Genomic DNA, 16,215 nt, shown 5'->3' on the forward strand with positions numbered 1-16,215 from the left:
AAAACAAGAAAAGCTCAGAACGCCTCGGCGTTCTTGTCGTCCAGCAGGCGTTCGGCGTCTTTGCGGCCAAACAGCCAGAACAGGGCCGGGGTGAGGAAGGTGTCGAGCAGCGTGGAGCTGATGAGGCCACTGAAGATCACCACCGCCACCGGGTGCAGGATCTCGGTGCCGGGGCGCTCGGCCTCCAGCAGCAGCGGGGCCAAAGCAAAGGCGGTGACCAGGGCGGTCATCAGCACGGGGCTCAGGCGCTCTAGCGAGCCGCGCACGATCATGGCGGTGTCAAAGCGCTCGCCTTCCACGCGCATCAGGTTGAGGTAGTGGCTCACCTTCAGGATGCCGTTGCGCACCGAGATGCCCGCCAGCGTGATGAAGCCGATCAGCGCCGCCACCGACAGCGGCTGGCCCGACACCCACAGCCCCAGCACCGCGCCCACCAGCGCCAGCGGGATGTTGGCCATGATGAGTGCCGACAGCGTGGCCGAGCGGTAGCGCGTGTACAGCACCACAAACATCAGCACCAGCGAGACGATGGCCAGCAGGCCCACCAGGCGGCTGGCTTCTTCCTGCGCCTGGAACTGCCCGCCCAGGGTGATGAAGTAGCCCTCGGGCAGGCGGGTGTCGCCCACGGCCTGGCGGATGTCGGCCACCACGTCGGACAGCGCCCTGCCCTGCGCGTTGGCCGAGAGCACGATGCGGCGCTTGCCATCGTCGCGGCTGATCTGGTTGGGGCCGTCGCCTTCTTCGATGGTGGCCAGGCGCGACAGGGGCACGGGGCCACGGGGCGTGTCGATCAGCACGCGCGCCAGGCCGTCGATGGAGCGTGCGCTGTCGGGCAGGCGCACCACCAGCGCAAAGCGGCGGCTGCCTTCCACCACCTGGGCCACTTTCTCGCCCTCTACCAGCGTCTGCAGCGCGGCCAAAACCTGGGGCGCAGGCACGCCCATTTGCGCAGTGGCGGCGTAGTCCACGCGCACGGTGATCTGCGGCGCCAGCACCTGCTTTTCCACCTCCAGGTCGGCCAGGCCGGGGATGCCCGCCAGCCGTGCGCGCAGGGCTTCCGCCTGGCCGCGCAGGGTGTCCAGGTCGTCGCCAAAGAGCTTGATGGCGATCTGCGAGCGCACGCCCGAGAGCATGTGGTCGATGCGGTGCGAGATGGGCTGGCCGATGGCGATGGCCGCAGGCAGGTGCGCGAGGCGGCTGCGGATGTCGGCCTGCACCTCGGCCATGCTGCGCTTGAGCTCGGCCGCAGGCAGCAGGCCCACGTCCAGCTCGCTCACGTGCACGCCTTCGGCATGCTCGTCCAGCTCGGCGCGGCCACTGCGCCGGCCCACGTGCGTGACCTCGGGCACCTGGCGCACCAGCACCTCGGCCTGGCGGGCCAGCGCGCTCGATTCGGCCAGCGTGACGCCGGGGTTGAGCCGCATGCCGATGAGCAGCGTGCCTTCGTTGAACGGGGGCAGGAAGGTGGTGGGGAAGAACGGCACCGCCGCTGCCGACAGCGCCACCGCCACCGCGCTCACGGCCAGGGCTGCACGCGGCCGCGCCAGCACAGCCGAGAGCCCGTTGCGGTAGCGCGCTTTGAGCCAGGCCACCACGCGGGTGTCGCCATGGTCCAGGTTCTTCATGCGCGGCAGCAAGTAGAACGCCAGCACCGGCGTGACGGTGACCGACACCAAGAGCGATGCCAGCGTGGACACGATGAACGCAATGCCCAGCGGCACAAACAGCCGCCCCTCGATGCCCGGCAGTGCAAACAGCGGCAAGAACACCAGCACGATGATGGCCGTGGCGTAGAGGATGCCGGAGCGCACTTCCATCGACGCGAGCTTGACCACCTCGATGGGGTGCAGGCGGTGGTGGGGGTGCTTGGCGCGGTCCATCTTCAGGCGGCGCAGCACGTTTTCCACATCGACCACCGCGTCGTCCACCAGCCCGCCAATGGCAATGGCCAGGCCGCCCAGCGTCATGGTGTTGATCGACAGGCCGAAATACTTGAACACCAGTGCCGTGATGAAGATGGATACCGGGATGGCCGTGAGCGCAATCACCGTGGGCCGGAGCGTGCCCAGGAACACGAACAGGATTACCGCCACAAACACCGAGGCGCCCATGAGCTTGCCCTGCAGCGTGGTGACCGAGGCCTCGATGAAGCTTGCCTGGCGGAAGGTGACGCGCGGCGCCTCCATGCCTGCGGGCAGAGAGTTCTTCAGGTCCACCAGCGCGGCCTCAATGCTGCGCGTGAGGCCGATGGTGTCGGCCGTGGGCTGCTTCTGGATGCCCAGGATGACGGCGCCCTGCCCTTCAAAGCCTGCATCGCCCCGCTTGGTGGCGGCGGCAAAGGTGGCATCGGCCACCTGGCGCAGCAGCACGCTCTGGCCGTTTTTGGCGGTGAGGGCCAGGTTCTGCAGGTCTTCGAGCCGCGAGGTGCGGCCCAGGTGGCGGATGAGGTATTCGCGCCCGCCCAGCTCCAGAAACCCGCCCGAGGTGTTGGCCGCAAAGCCCTTGAGCGCGCCCGTGAGCTGGTCGTGCGTGATGCCCAGCGCCGCCATGCGCGCCGTGTCGGGCAGCACCTGGAACTGGCGCACCTCGCCACCAATGGGGATGACCTGCGCCACGCCAGGGATGGCCATGAGGCGCGGGCGCAGCACCCAGTCGGCGTACTCGCGCACGGCCATGGGGGTGGTCTTGGCCGCGTCGATGGGGATGGCCACCTGCATGATCTCGCCCATGATGGAGCTGATGGGCCCCATGCGCGGCGTGATGCCGGTGGGCAGGCCTTCTTCCATGGACGACAGGCGTTCGGACACCATCTGGCGCGCGCGGTAGATCTCGGTGCTCCAGTCAAAGGTGACGTAGATGAACGACAGGCCCGCACTGGAGGTGGAGCGCACGCTCTCCACACCGGGCAGGCCGTTCATCGTGGTCTCCAGCGGGAAGGTGATGAGCTGCTCCACCTCTTCGGCGGCCATGCCGCCGGCCTCGGTCATGAGGGTGACGGTGGGTTTGTTGAGGTCAGGGAACACGTCCACCGGCGTGCGCGAGAGCGTGAAGGCGCCGTAGGCCATGAGCACGGCGGCGGCGATGAGCACCAGCAGCCGGTTGACCAGGCTGTTTTCGAGAAGCCACTTGAACATTGCGGTGGCTCCTTAGCGGACCTGGTTGATGAGCGTGGCGCCCTGCGTGGCCACGCGGTCGCCGGGCTGGAGGCCCGAGGTCACGGCCACCGAGGTGCCATCCAGCGGCACAGCAGTGACCACCCGTGGCGCAAAACGCTCGGGCGACTCCTTGACCCAGACGATGGTCTGGTTGGCCGGGTTGCGCAGCAACGCTGCGGCGGGCACTTGCACGCCATCGACCTTGTCGGTGGACTGCACGAACACGCGCACCGGCTGGCCCAGGGCCAAGTTGCCAAGCGCAGACGAGTCGCCCGCAAACTGCAGCGGCTGCGCCTGATCACGCAGGCTGCGCGCCGCGCCCACAAAGCGCAGCGGCACGCGCTGCCCGCCCACGGCCAGCGTGGCACCGGCCACGCTCTGGGCCTGTGCCGGGTCGTAAGCCAGGGCCTCGATGCGCATGCGCGATGGGTCTACCACCTCGAACACCAGTTCGCGCGCATCCACCACCTGCCCCGCCACGGCATTGGCCGAAGCGATCACGCCCGACACCGGGGCCACGAGCGCATCGCGTGTGGCCAGGCCCGCGCCCACGGCGCCCAGGCGTTGGGTGAGGCTCTGCAGCTCGCTCTCGGCCGCCTCGATGTCCTTGCGCGGCACGGTGTCTGCCAGCTCTGCCAAGCGCGCCACGCGCCGTCCAGCCAGGTCGCGGGCGGCGCGCAGCTCGGCCTGCTGGGCCAGTTGGTTGGAGCGCTCGATGGCGCCCGCCGTGGGCACCACATAGGCCAGCACCTCACCCTTGCGCACCGCCTGGCCCACGCCAGGCAGGCCCTTGGGCCCGGCCTCCAGTCGGCCTGCCAGCACGGCCTGCACCTTGCCACCCGCGTTGGGGTCCATCACCACGGTGCCTGCCAGTTCAAAGGCCTTAGCGTGCTGCCCGGTGGCTGCCACCAGAGTGCGCACGCCCAGTTGGCGCTGTGCGGGTTTGGGCAGAAACACGCTGCCATCGGGCTGGCGGCTGGGGCCGTTGCCGGTGGGCGCGGGTGGCGCGTCGCCATGGTCGTGGCCGGGGCCTGCCAGGGCTGGCAGGGGTGCGCTGAGCGTGGCGGCCATGAGCAGGGCAAGCAAGGAAGGCATGGGGTGGAAGCGCTTCATGCTGCACCTCCCACGCGTTGCTTGTTGCCAATGCGGGCAGCACGGCCCCGGCGCAAAACCCACACACCGACCAGCGCCAGCAGCACGGCGGCCACGGCGCCTGCGATCAGCACAGTGCGGCGGGCCAGGCCTGCGGGTGCGGCATCGGTGTGGGCGGCGGGGTGGAGGTCGATCTCGCCTGCGAGCAGGTCAGTGTCAGTGCCTGCGGCCACGGTGACTGTGACGGGGCTCACACCCTCGGCCAGCGGGGCGGCCAGGGTGGCCTGGAACTCGCCCTCGGCCACGCGGGTGACGGGCACGCTGGTGCCCGCAATGTCCAGCTCCAGCCGGGCGTCTTTCACGGGGCTGTTGTCGCCCGCGTGGTCCAGGTAGAGCGCGATTTTTTGCCCGTCGAGCACGCCCACCAGTTCAAACAGGTCCGAGGTGGCGGCAAAGCGCAGCAGGGCCGTGCCCGCTGCGGCAGCGGGGGCTTCGCCATGGTCGTGGCCAGCACCGGCCAGCGCTGTCGGCGGTAGCAAGCCCAGCAGCAGGGCCAGGCCCAGTGTGGAGAAAGCGGAAGAGAGTGTCATGGTCGTCTTAAAAATTGGTCGGGATTCACAGGGAGTTCATTGCGGCAGCAGGCCCAGGGCCTGGCGCAGATGGGAGATGGCGGCGGCCGCATCGATGCGGGCGCGGGCCAGCTGGCGTTCGGCCTGGGCGGCCTCCAGCTCCACACGCAGGCGTGTGGGGCCGTCGGCTTCGCCCAGGCGGAAGGCCTTGTCGACAAAGCCGCGTGTGCCCTGCGCCAGGGCCGCGTGCCGTGCCAGCGCATCCCGCTGGGCCTGGGTGGCTTTCACACGGGCCATGGCGGCGGCGATGTCGGCGGCCAGGCGCCTCTGCTCCACGGCAGCACGCGCCTCGGCATCGATGGCATCGGCGCGTGCTGTAGCCTGCTTTGCCTGCGCACGGTCGCCCCCGCCCAGGGGTATGCGCAGGCCCACGGTGAAGGTCTGCTGGTAGCGATCGCCCGCCTGCTCACGCCCGCGCGTGGCGGCCACGGTCAGCTCGGGGTTGGCGCGGGTTTGCACGGCGGCCAGGTCGGCCGCGCGGCGGGCCACCTCGGCCTGGTCCTGCCAGTCGGCCGCCGCAGGGTGCTGGGCAGCGGCTGCCGTGGCATCGGGCACGGGGGGCTCGGGCTCTGCCCCGTCCGCCAGCGCCATGGTGGGCGCGGCCTGCACACCCCAGGCGGCCAGTGCGGCCTGCGCTGAGTCCCGTGCGCCCTGGGCCTCGGCCATGGCGGCTTCGGCCTGGGCCACGGCGCCGTCGGCCTGCGCCTGGTCGGCACGCGACAGGTCGCCCACACGCACGCGGCGCGCTACGTCGGCAGCCAAGCGCTGCGCGTTCAGCAGCCGGTCTTGCGCCAGGGCCCCGTCAGCCTGCGCGCGCTGCGCCGCCCACCACGCTTCGCGCACGGTGGCGGCCAGTTGCAGCTGCGCGGCGCGCTGGCGGCTGCCCAGCGCCTGCGCTTCCGCATCGGCCAGCGCGGCCTTGCGGGCGCGCTCGCCGGGCAGCCACAGCGGCAGGGCCAGGCCCACTTCGGCTTCGCGGCTGCCCTGGTTGCTGCCGGGGCGGTCGGTTTTGGTGGACAGCTCCAGCGCCACGGGCTCGGCCGTCCAGGCTTCCGCCGCGCTGCGTGTGGCCTGCGCGGCCTCGCGCCGCAAAGCTGCTGACTGCGCTTCGGGCTCGCGCTGCCAGGCCTGCTCGAACAGGGCCTGGAGTGTGAGCGGCGCCGTGCCGGGGTGGGCTGTCAGGGTCTGGGCCTGCGTGGCACTGCCCAGCAGTGCCACGCCCAGCGCCATAGCCGCTACGGCGGCGGCGGGCGCATGGTGTCGTCGTTTCGTTGATTGCATCCGATTCCTCTGCAGTGGCCAGGGGCCACAGGTTGAAATCGGCGAGGCGTGATGGGAAGAAGAGCCGATCAGCAGCGTGCGCAGGCGTCAGCGCACGCGTCGCGACAGCCTCAAAAGGCAGCTCTTCAACACCATCAACAAAATGGAAACGGGACAGCCCAGAGCCCCCGCCTCGCCGCTCAGGCGAGGAAGGGCCAATTGGGGCGTTCGGGGCGTGAAAGCGGCGCTGGCGGCCAGGTTGATGCAGCCTGGCCCGGCGGGCGTGCCGCAGTCACCACGAGGGCGTGGTCACCGGGACTGTGCGCGAGACCGCTGCCCGCGCCATGGCAGGCGTGACAGTCCATGTCCGCCGGGGTGGCACTGGATGTCTTGGCTGGATGGACAGGAGACTCATCGGCCACATGATCGTGCGCATGGTGGCCAAAGTGCGAGGCTTGCGGCGCCGTTTCATGCCCGCAATAAGGCGAAGCAGCCGCCCAGATGGACTGGAGCGGCATGAACACCAACAGGAAGAGCAACAGCAATCGGCGCATGGGCAGCCGGATTCTAGGGAGGTTTGTAGAACCCCTACAAAAACAGCGGATCGCCCAGACCGGGTTGAAGGACTTTGCGTGGTTGAGTGGCAAAAGGCCCAAGGCCTGAATCCGCAGCTGGATTCACGCTTCGGGCCGCCCTGCCTGCAGGGACGAGGGCAGCATCTGCCCCCATCCCCTGCACGACATCAAGCAGCAACGGCCTCGGGCTGCGCTGCCTGCGCCTTGGCCCCTTCGGCCACCACTGGCATGCGGATCAGGTGGTCAAAGGCGCTCAGCGCTGCCTTGGAGCCATCGCCCGCTGCAATCACGATCTGCTTGAAAGGCACGGTGGTGCAATCGCCCGCCGCAAACACGCCGGGGATGTTGGTGCGACCGTGCGAATCGACAATGATTTCGCCGAAGCGCGACAGCTCCACCGTGCCTTTGAGCCATTCGGTATTGGGCACCAGGCCGATCTGCACGAACACGCCTTCCAACTGAACGGTGTGTTCCACGTTGGTCGCGCGGTCCTTGTACTTGAGGCCATTGACCTTGCCATCGGCACCGGTGATTTCGGTCGTCTGCGCGTTGGTGTGGATGGTCACGTTGGACAGGCTCTTGAGCTTGTTGACCAGCACGGCGTCGGCCTTGAGCTGGTCGGCAAACTCGATGAGCGTGACGTGGGCCACCACGCCAGCAAGGTCAATCGCGGCTTCGACACCACTGTTACCGCCGCCGATCACCGACACGCGCTTGCCCTTGAACAGCGGGCCATCGCAGTGCGGGCAGTAGGCCACGCCCTTGTTCTTGTACTCGGCTTCGCCGGGCACGTTCACGTTGCGCCAGCGGGCGCCGGTGGACAGGATCACCGTCTTGGCCTTGAGCGAACCGCCGTTGGCCAGCTGCACTTCGATCAAACCACCGGGCTGCGCGGCGGGGATGAGCTTGTCGGCGCGCTGCAGGTTCATGATGTCCACGCCATAGGCGCGGGTGTGGGCTTCGAGCGCGGCGGCGAACTTGGGGCCATCGGTTTCGAGTACCGAGATATAGTTCTCGATGGCCAGCGTGTCATTCACCTGGCCGCCAAAACGCTCGGCCGCCACGCCGGTGCGGATGCCCTTGCGGGCGGCATACACGGCGGCAGCCGCGCCAGCGGGGCCACCGCCGACGATGAGCACGTCGTACGGATCCTTGGCGCTGAGCTTGGCGGCTTCGCGGGCGGCAGAGCCGGTGTCGAGCTTGGCGACGATCTCTTCGATGGTCATCCGGCCCGAGCCGAACACCTGGCCGTTCAGGAACACCATGGGCACGGCCATGATTTCGCGGTCGTTCACTTCCTGCTGGAAGGCTCCGCCTTCGATCACGGTGGTCTTGACCTTGGGGTTGACGATGGCCATGAGCGACAACGCCTGCACCACGTCCGGGCAGTTGTGGCAGGTCAGGCTCATGTAGACCTCGAAGTTGAAGTCTCCATCCAGCGCTTTGATGGAGTCGATCACATCCTGCTCGACCTTGGGTGGGTGGCCGCCCGTCCACAACAGGGCCAGTACCAGCGAGGTGAATTCATGGCCCAAGGGCAGGCCGGCAAAGCGCAGGCTGTTGGCGGCGCCCACGCGCTGCAGGCTGAAGGATGGCTTGCGTGCATCGTTGCCGTCGGTGCGCAGGGTGATCTTGTCGCTGCGCAGGGATTGGATGGTCGTCAGCAGCTCGCGCATGTCGCGCCCCGTCTCGCTGTCGTCCAGGGAAGCCACCAGCTCAAACGGCTGCTGCACGCGCTCCAGGTAGGCGGCGAGTTGGGTCTTGAGTTGTTCGTCGAGCATGGTGGTGTCCTTTGAAATTCGAGTTGTGGTGTCTGAGAGGTTGACGCCACAAAGGCTGCAGTTCAAGCCTGATTGTCAACGTCCGGGCGTAAAAAAGCCGGACGGCACGGCGCACAGGCGCCATGACGCTGTCCGGCTTCAGAGGCCGAGAAAAGCGGCTAGAAGGTGGGAAGGGGCCCGGCGTGCCAGAGCGGGCCGCACAAACGTGCTCCGTCTAGGCGCAAAGCGCAGGCATAGCTTGGGCTATGGCGAGCATTTGCAACGACGAGGGTGCGCGTTTTTGCGGGACGAGCGGGCATGGCGGGCTCTTTCACACCTTCTTAAATCTTGCCAACCAGGTCCAGCGAAGGCGTCAGCGTCTTGGCGCCTTCCTTCCACTTGGCGGGGCAGACTTGGCCAGGGTTGGCGGCGGTGAACTGGGCAGCCTTGAGCTTGCGCAGGGTTTCCGACACGTCACGTGCGATTTCGTTGGAGTGAATTTCCATGGTCTTGATCACGCCATCGGGGTTGATCACGAACGTGCCACGCAGTGCCAGACCTTCTTCAGGAATGTGCACGCCGAAAGCGTTGGTCAGCTGGTGCGTTGGGTCGCCGACCAGGGGGAACTTGGCCTTGCCCACGGCGTCGGACGTTTCGTGCCACACCTTGTGCGAGAAGTGGGTGTCGGTGGTCACGATGTAAACCTCGGCACCGGCCTTTTGGAATTCAGCGTAGTTGTCGGCAGCGTCTTCGATTTCGGTGGGGCAGTTGAAGGTGAAGGCTGCAGGCATGAAGATCAGCACGGACCACTTGCCCTTGAGGGACTGCTCGGTCACTTCGATGAATTCCCCCTTGCCGCCACGGTTGACAAAAGCGGTGGTCTTGAAGGGCTGAACTTGCGTATTGATCAGGGACATTGCTGTTTCCTTTGTGGTTGGTTGACTGAACAGGACTGAAGTTTAGGCATTTCCAAGCCATCAATCCAATTAATTGATTACATCGAATCAATTGCCAATTACTATACAACGCCCTGTGCGACCTCCCGGTGACAACCCTGGTGCGCCGCGGGGCACACAAGATGTGAACGCGAACGCCTCTCAGCATCACACGCAGCCCGCGCGCCGCAGCAGGGGCTTGCCTTGCGCTGCTGGATGCGGGTCACGACAATCAGCGCCGAATCCACACATTACAAGGAGTCCCCATGAAAGGTGACGCACAGGTCATTGACCATCTGCAGGCCCAGCTCAAGAACGAACTCACCGCCATCAACCAGTACTTCCTGCACTACCGCATGCTCAAGCACTGGGGCTTCGACAAGCTGGCGAAGAAGGAGTATTCGGAATCCATCGGTGAGATGAAGCATGCCGACTGGCTTATGGACCGCATCTTCACGCTGGACGGCCTGCCCAACCTGCAGGACCTGGCCAAGATCCAAGTTGGCGAAGATGTGCCAGAGATCCTGGCCTGCGACCTGCGCGCCGAACAAGGTGCCCAAGCCACCATCAAGGAGGGTATCGCCCACTGCGAAAGCGTGCGTGACTATGTATCGCGCGACCTGCTGCAAAAGATCCTGGACGACACCGAGGAGCACATCGACTTCCTCGAAACCCAGATCGACCTGATCGGCAAGGTGGGCCTGCAGAACTACCTGCAGTCGCAGATGGGCGATGTGGAGTAAGGCCACGGATCGCCAGATCGGTCCACGAAAGCGGGCAGAAAAATCAAAACGGGCTTCGGCCCGTTTTTTTGTGCCCGCGCTCTGCAGCTTTGAAAATATTTCTCCCGGACAGCAATGCCCCCTGCGATCACGGGTTGTTGCAAGTGCACATCAACGGAAGAAAATTCCCGCAACACAAATGCGAATGCTTCTCAACAAAAGTAGAATGTCAGCCTACCACCAGCGGCCGGGTTCAGTGACACCCTGATTCCCGAGCCCGCCAGCAAGCCAGTCAGCCCGGCTCCAGCCGCCCGTTGCAGCCAGCGTTTGTGCGTTTTGTACCCACACACCTGTCTGGAGCTCTTTGCTGATGCCGCACCGTACGACCCGCCCCTGCCTTGCGGGGCCCTTGCCCACATACACCCCCGGGTCTCCCCGGGCCCTGCCATGAAGGCCACCCGCGTCAATGGACGCTACCGGCTGGCCATCACCTCCCGCGCCGTGGCGGCGATAGGGGGCGGCTACGCGCTAGCGGCAGGCTTCTCGGCGGCGCTGTCGCTCCTGCTTGCGCAATGCATGCCCCGCGTGGAGGCTGTGCTCACGGCCACCATGCTCTCGTGGGTGGTGTATGCCACCGCTGCTGGCTGGGCTTTTTACACACGCACCGCCTGGGGCGCCTGGGGTGGCACGCTGCTGCCCGCACTGGTGCTGGGCGCCTGCGCCACGGCACCGCATTGGATGAAGGCCGTCGCATGACCAGCCGCACACTCCCCTCCCGTCCACCGGCAGAACGTGCCCCTGCAGCCACCGCGGCCAGCACTGCGTCTGAAGCAGCACGCTCAGCCAAGAAGCCCAAGGCGCCCAACGACCGCGAGGGATTCCGCCAGGCCATGTCTTGGCTGCACACCTGGGCCGGATTGATCCTGGGCTGGCTGCTGTTTGCAATCTTCCTGACCGGCACGCTGTCGTTCTTCAAGAACGAGTTCAACCTGTGGATGCGCCCCGAGATGCATGGACTGCAGCCGGTGGATGCCACCGATCCGCAGGTGGCGCAAAAAGCCCTGGACGCGCTGGTACGCCGGGTGCCCAACGTCACGCAGTGGATCATGCACCTGCCCGACGACCGCGACCCTGCGGTCAACATCCTGTGGCGCGACACGGGCAATGGCCGCTTCGAGACGCTGCGCATGAACCCGCAGACCGGCGAGGCCATCGACGCGCGCCAGACCATGGGCGGCGACTTCTTCTACCGCTTCCACTTCGAGCTGCGCACCGCGCAGAAGGGGCGCTGGACCCGCGAAGGCCGCTGGGTGGTGGGCGTGGCCACCATGCTGATGTTTGTGGCGCTGATCTCGGGGGTGATCACGCACCGCCGCATTTTCAAGGACTTCTTCACCTTCCGCCCCACCAAGGGCGGCCAGCGCGCCTGGCTGGACGCACACAACGTCAGCGGTGTACTGGTGCTGCCGTTCTACCTGATGATCACCTTCAGCGGACTGATGATCTTCCACACGCTCTACATGCCTGCAGGCATTGCCACCGCCTACAAGGGCGAGAACGGCGTGGACTCCAACACGTACTTTGCCGACCTGCAGGGCGAGAAAGCCGAAAGCCGCCCCCGGCGCAGACCGGGCGACAACGTAGAGCCCCTGCCCGCTATTGCACTGCCGTCCATCCTGACCGAAGCGCGCACCCGCTGGGATGGCGGGCGCATCGGCAGCCTGCAGGCACGCCGCGACGCCAAGGGCCGCGCCGTGGTCGAAGTCACCCGCCACGAAGGCGACCGCTTGCAATACCGGCCACCGCGCCTGCTGTTTGATGCCACCACCGGCCAGTGGCTGGACCAGGCCGATGCCACCGGCCCCGCCGTCAAGACCTACGGCGTGTTGTACGGCCTGCACATGGCGCGGTTTGCCGACATCGGCCTGCGCTGGGCGCTGTTTGGCTTTGGCCTGCTGGGCAGCCTGATGATCGCCACCGGCATGGTGCTGTGGTCGGTCAAGCGCAGCGCCAAGTCGCAGACGCAGGCCAGCCGCACAGGGATCGCCGCCAATAAAGACAACAGGGCGGTCGTCGCACCCACCAAGGCGCCGTTTGGCGAGCGCCTGGTGGCAGCCATCAACATTGCCACGCTGGCGGGCCTGCCGCTGGCCTGCGGCGTGTACATCGCATCCAACCGCCTGGTCCCGCTGAATGCAGAGGGCCGGGCCGATGTGGAACTGGCCTGGTTCTTCAGCGCCTGGGGCCTGGCCCTGGTGTGGGCGCTGGCCTGCGCCGTGGTGCGGCCCAGCCGCATGGGCTGGTCGGTGCCGCTGGGCGCAGCGGGGCTGGTGTGGGCGTTGCTTCCGGTCATCAACGCCCTGACCACCCACACCCACCTGGGCGTCACGCTGCCTGCGGGCGAATGGGTGTGGGCCAGCATGGACCTGGCGTTCCTGACCACCGGACTGGTGCTGGGCTGGCTGTCGTGGCGGCTGCGCCCGGGCCGTGCCCCCAAGGACAAAGCCGCTGAGGCCAAAACACCGCGCACTGCCCCGGCGGCCGCATTGCCTGCGGCCACCGATGTGTCTGTTTCAACGTCGGGGGCTTGAACACCATGTCCGCATTTCTGCTGTGTTTTGCGGCCTGGTCGGCGATGGCGCTGGGCATGGACCGCCACCATGAAGACGCCACAGGCCGTGAAGGTGCGGCCCACCGCCTGCAACAACTGCGCCGCGCGGGTTGGCTGTTGCTGCTGCTGTCGCTGTGGCTGGCCGCACACCCGGCCGATGGCGTGCCTGTCTCGCTCGGCGTGACCGCATGGGCCGTGGCCCTGTCAGTAGCTGCCGTGGCCGTGACAGCCACTGTGACCTGGCAGCCCCGGCGCACACCGCTGCTGGCGGGGTTGGCCCTGCTGGCAGGCCTCGCCGCCTGGGCCGGGGGGCGGTGAGCGGAAAGGATGCGACGGCCCCGCTGGCTCGTCGCACTTTCTGATCCGCCTCTCACCCTTGCATTTTTTCATCCCGCTCTCTGCGCCCCTCCCAGCCACCGGCCCCATGGGCCCGCGCCAGGCCTAGTGCCTGCGGAGCCGTTTTCAACCGCGTTGCGCACACACCAAGGACAAACCATGCACGCACCTTTCCGCCGCCCCTTTCGCCACCCCCAGGCCCTGCACCCGCTGGCCGCCGCCGTCCTGGCCGCGTTCTGCAGCACTGCGCTGGCGCAGGCCACACCACCCGCTGCGCCCACCCAGACGCTGGGCGAGGTCACCGTGCAATCCACCAGTGGCGATGACGGCTATTCGCCCGCCGTCAGCTCCTCGGCCACCAAGGGCAGCGCGCCGCTGCGCGATGTGCCCCAAGCCGTGAACGTGGTGCCCGAGCAGCTCATGCGCGACCAGGGTGCGCGGTCAATGGAAGACGTGCTGCGCAACGTACCCGGCGTGGCCATGAGCCACGGCGACGGCCAGCGTGACCAGGTGGTGATACGCGGCTTCACCGCCATTGCCGACCAGTTCGTGGATGGGGTGCGCGACGATGCGCTGTACTTCCGCGACCTGGCCGACATCGAGCGCGTGGAGGTGCTCAAGGGCCCCGCCGCCGTGCTGTACGGGCGCGGCTCCTCGGGCGGCCTGATCAACCGCGTGACCAAGAAACCCAAGTTCGGCGAGACATCGGGCGAGGCTTCTCTGGGCCTGGGCAGCTACGCCTTTCGCCGCGCCACGGCCGATGTGAATGTAGGCATCAGCGACACCGCTGCCTTCCGCATCAACGCCGCCGTCGAAGACTCAGGCAGCTACCGCGACCAGCAGTTCATCAAGCGCCACAACTTCGCGCCGTCGCTCGCGCTCAAGCTCGCGGCGCAGACCGACCTGCTGCTGCAGTACACCAACGCCCGCGACAAGCGCCTGACGGACTTCGGCATTCCCGCACTCAACGGCCGTCCAGTGAACGTGCCCGCCAGCACCTACTACGGCTCCAGCAACGCCGCGCAAGACGACACCACCACCAGCACCATGCAATCGCTGGCGGCCACCCTCAACCACCGCTTCAACGACGACTGGTCGGTGCGCAATGTGGCACGCGCATACGACTACACGCTGGACCGCTACAACACCCTGCCCGGCGGCACCACCAACCCGGTGAACCTGACCGTGGGCCGCACACGCTCGTTCATCCTGCGCGACGAAAGCGGCCTGTTCAACCAGACCGACGTGACCTGGCGCAACCAGCTCGGGGGCCTGAAGCAGGAGTGGCTGATGGGCATGGAACTAGGCCGGCAGAAGAAGCGCGCGGAGTCCGTGTCGGGCGGAGCAGACCGCGTCTCCATCTTCAACCCCGCAGGCGTAGCCGCTCCGGTGATACCTGTCGCCAGCTACACCGCCGACAGCGCCATCCCCAGCCACACCACCCAAGACACAGCGGCGCTGTACTGGCAGAACCAGATCACGCTGGCCCCGCAGTGGAAGGCGCTGGTGGGTGCGCGCTACGACGTGTTCAAGCAGCAGACCGAGTTTGATCGCAAGCTCTCCGCGTTGTCGCGCACTGACAAGAAGTTCAGCCCCCGCGCAGGCCTGGTCTGGCAGCCCAGCGACGCCGTGTCGTACTACGTGTCGTACAGCAAGTCGTTCCAGCCTTCGGCAGAGACTTTTGCACTGGCCGCCAACAACACCGCCAACGAACCAGAGATCACGCAGAACAAGGAAATCGGCGTGAAGCTCGACCTGCTCGATGGCCGCATGAACGTGACGGGCGCGCTCTTCAACCTGGAGCGCACCAACATCAAGAACACCGACCCCACCAACCCCTCGCGCCAGATCAACGTGGGCACGCAACGCACCAACGGCCTGGAGCTGACCGCCAACGGCCGCCTGCCCGGCCGCTGGGATGTAAGCGCCGGCTACGCCTGGCTGGATGGCCGCATGACGAAATCACTGGCCACCACCACCTCCACCCAGTTGCCCACCGCCGCCATTGCCGCCCAGGGCAAAGTGCCTGCGCTCACTCCCCGCAATTCCGCCTTCCTGTGGGCCATGAAGGACCTGGGCCACGGCCTGCGCGTGGGTGGCGGCGTGAACTACGTGGGCGCCCGCTTCACCTCGCTGACCAACCTGGTCACCCTGCCCGGTTACACGACGCTGGACGCCGCCCTGCAGTACACGCTGGGCCAGTGGGATGTGGACGTGAACATCAAGAACCTGGCCAACCGCAAGTACTACGTGTCAGCCCACGGCAGCAACGACAACCTGATCTTGCCCGGATCTCCGCGCGCGGTGCAGGTCACACTGCGCTCGCACTTCTGACAAGGGCGAAAAGCGCACGCGTCTCAGTCAATCGACCGGTCGCCGCAACTTGCCACAGCCGGACCAAAGATGCTGCTGACGCCCTACCAAAGGTCTTTAGCCGCTATCTAAAAGATAGCCAAAGTCGCTTTAGCAGCATCGCACTGACGCACTGAGCGAAGCGTGCAATGGGGTCGATGGCGTTCAGTTCATGCTCCAGGTTCCGTCATAGAGCTCGGCCCTCAGACCCAGCTCCATGATCTGTGCAGTCAGGGTGCGTACCGAATGTCTGGCCTTGTCGCCTTCCGGGTCATTGGTTTGCGTTGACTGCGCAGCCCGGAAGGGGCGACCGACGTTGCGTCCCCACACACCGCGCCAGCGCGCCATGTTGGTTGTTTCCAGCGACACTGCATTCAAAGACTCGATGTAGATGTATCCGGTGGTCATCACTTCCTGGATGCTCTCGCGTTCGGCAGCGCTTGGGCTTGTGATTTGTTCGCTTTGCAACGCCACCATCACAACGCCGATCAACCGTGTCAATGACGCGGACGTCTGCACCGAGAGATCCACCAGTCGATGGACCTGATCGTTAAGACCGGCATCGCACCCCGCTCGGTTCGCGCCGAACCTGTCTACAGAAACGATGGCCAGTGTGCCGGACATGGCCGTCAGCATGTGGGATGCCAATGCGAACAGGTTCACGATGCCCAGCGGGCCTTTGCGCTGCTCAGGGCTTTCCACCTTCGGCAAATAGTCAAACTGCCGCGCGAAGAGCTCTTGGATGAGGCGTGGGGACTCTTCAGTCATTGCCGACTTTCGGGCCTTGG

General features: G+C 66.5%; 12 protein-coding genes. 5 read left to right on the top strand and 7 right to left on the bottom strand.

Features of this window, described 5'->3' with window-relative positions; translation table 11 throughout:
* Window positions 1-14: 14 nt before the first annotated feature.
* The 6 genes from ASD75_RS03780 to ahpC form a co-directional block, all read right to left on the bottom strand.
* Window positions 15-3,134: an efflux RND transporter permease subunit gene (locus ASD75_RS03780; protein ID WP_056743351.1), complete on the bottom strand. Its 3,120-nt coding sequence runs from the start codon at window positions 3,132-3,134 to the stop codon at window positions 15-17.
* Window positions 3,135-3,146: 12 nt separating this feature from the next.
* A complete protein-coding gene (locus ASD75_RS03785; RefSeq protein WP_056743353.1) occupies window positions 3,147-4,268 on the bottom strand; it encodes an efflux RND transporter periplasmic adaptor subunit in 1,122 nt (373 codons plus the stop codon).
* Window positions 4,265-4,837 carry a hypothetical protein gene (locus tag ASD75_RS03790; RefSeq protein WP_056743355.1) on the bottom strand — a complete coding sequence of 191 codons (573 nt, stop codon included), beginning with the start codon at window positions 4,835-4,837 and terminating at the stop codon, window positions 4,265-4,267. Before ASD75_RS03790 ends, ASD75_RS03785 begins: the two co-directional genes overlap by 4 nt.
* A gap of 36 nt (window positions 4,838-4,873) precedes the next feature.
* Complete coding sequence (locus ASD75_RS03795) at window positions 4,874-6,157, bottom strand: TolC family protein (protein ID WP_056743358.1); 1,284 nt, start codon at window positions 6,155-6,157, stop codon at window positions 4,874-4,876.
* Window positions 6,158-6,878: 721 nt separating this feature from the next.
* Window positions 6,879-8,492 carry an alkyl hydroperoxide reductase subunit F gene (gene ahpF, locus ASD75_RS03800; RefSeq protein ID WP_056743360.1) on the bottom strand — a complete coding sequence of 538 codons (1,614 nt, stop codon included), beginning with the start codon at window positions 8,490-8,492 and terminating at the stop codon, window positions 6,879-6,881.
* A 320-nt stretch (window positions 8,493-8,812) separates the two neighbouring features.
* Complete coding sequence (gene ahpC / locus ASD75_RS03805) at window positions 8,813-9,388, bottom strand: alkyl hydroperoxide reductase subunit C (protein ID WP_056061816.1); 576 nt, start codon at window positions 9,386-9,388, stop codon at window positions 8,813-8,815.
* 284 nt (window positions 9,389-9,672) lie between these two features.
* Between ahpC and bfr the strand changes: the two genes are divergently transcribed.
* The 5 genes from bfr (at window position 9,673) to ASD75_RS03830 (ending at window position 15,409) form a co-directional block, all read left to right on the top strand.
* A complete protein-coding gene (bfr, locus tag ASD75_RS03810) occupies window positions 9,673-10,149 on the top strand; it encodes a bacterioferritin (RefSeq protein WP_056743362.1) in 477 nt (158 codons plus the stop codon).
* Window positions 10,150-10,575: 426 nt separating this feature from the next.
* On the top strand, window positions 10,576-10,884 hold the full coding sequence (locus ASD75_RS03815; RefSeq protein ID WP_056743364.1) for a hypothetical protein: 309 nt from the start codon (window positions 10,576-10,578) through the stop codon (window positions 10,882-10,884).
* Complete coding sequence (locus ASD75_RS03820; RefSeq protein ID WP_056743366.1) at window positions 10,881-12,719, top strand: PepSY domain-containing protein; 1,839 nt, start codon at window positions 10,881-10,883, stop codon at window positions 12,717-12,719. The genes ASD75_RS03815 and ASD75_RS03820 overlap by 4 nt, the downstream gene beginning before the upstream one ends.
* 5 nt (window positions 12,720-12,724) lie before the next feature.
* Window positions 12,725-13,057: a DUF3325 domain-containing protein gene (locus ASD75_RS03825; RefSeq protein WP_056743494.1), complete on the top strand. Its 333-nt coding sequence runs from the start codon at window positions 12,725-12,727 to the stop codon at window positions 13,055-13,057.
* Between the two features lie 177 nt (window positions 13,058-13,234).
* A complete protein-coding gene (locus ASD75_RS03830; protein ID WP_156400940.1) occupies window positions 13,235-15,409 on the top strand; it encodes a TonB-dependent siderophore receptor in 2,175 nt (724 codons plus the stop codon).
* Between the two features lie 183 nt (window positions 15,410-15,592).
* Here ASD75_RS03830 and ASD75_RS03835 read toward each other — a convergent pair whose 3' ends face one another.
* Window positions 15,593-16,195 (bottom strand): hypothetical protein, encoded by a 603-nt coding sequence (locus ASD75_RS03835; protein ID WP_056061799.1) that lies wholly within the window; start codon window positions 16,193-16,195, stop codon window positions 15,593-15,595.
* Window positions 16,196-16,215: the final 20 nt, after the last annotated feature.

Source organism: Acidovorax sp. Root568, assembly GCF_001427445.1.
Taxonomy (GTDB): domain Bacteria; phylum Pseudomonadota; class Gammaproteobacteria; order Burkholderiales; family Burkholderiaceae_C; genus Acidovorax; species Acidovorax delafieldii.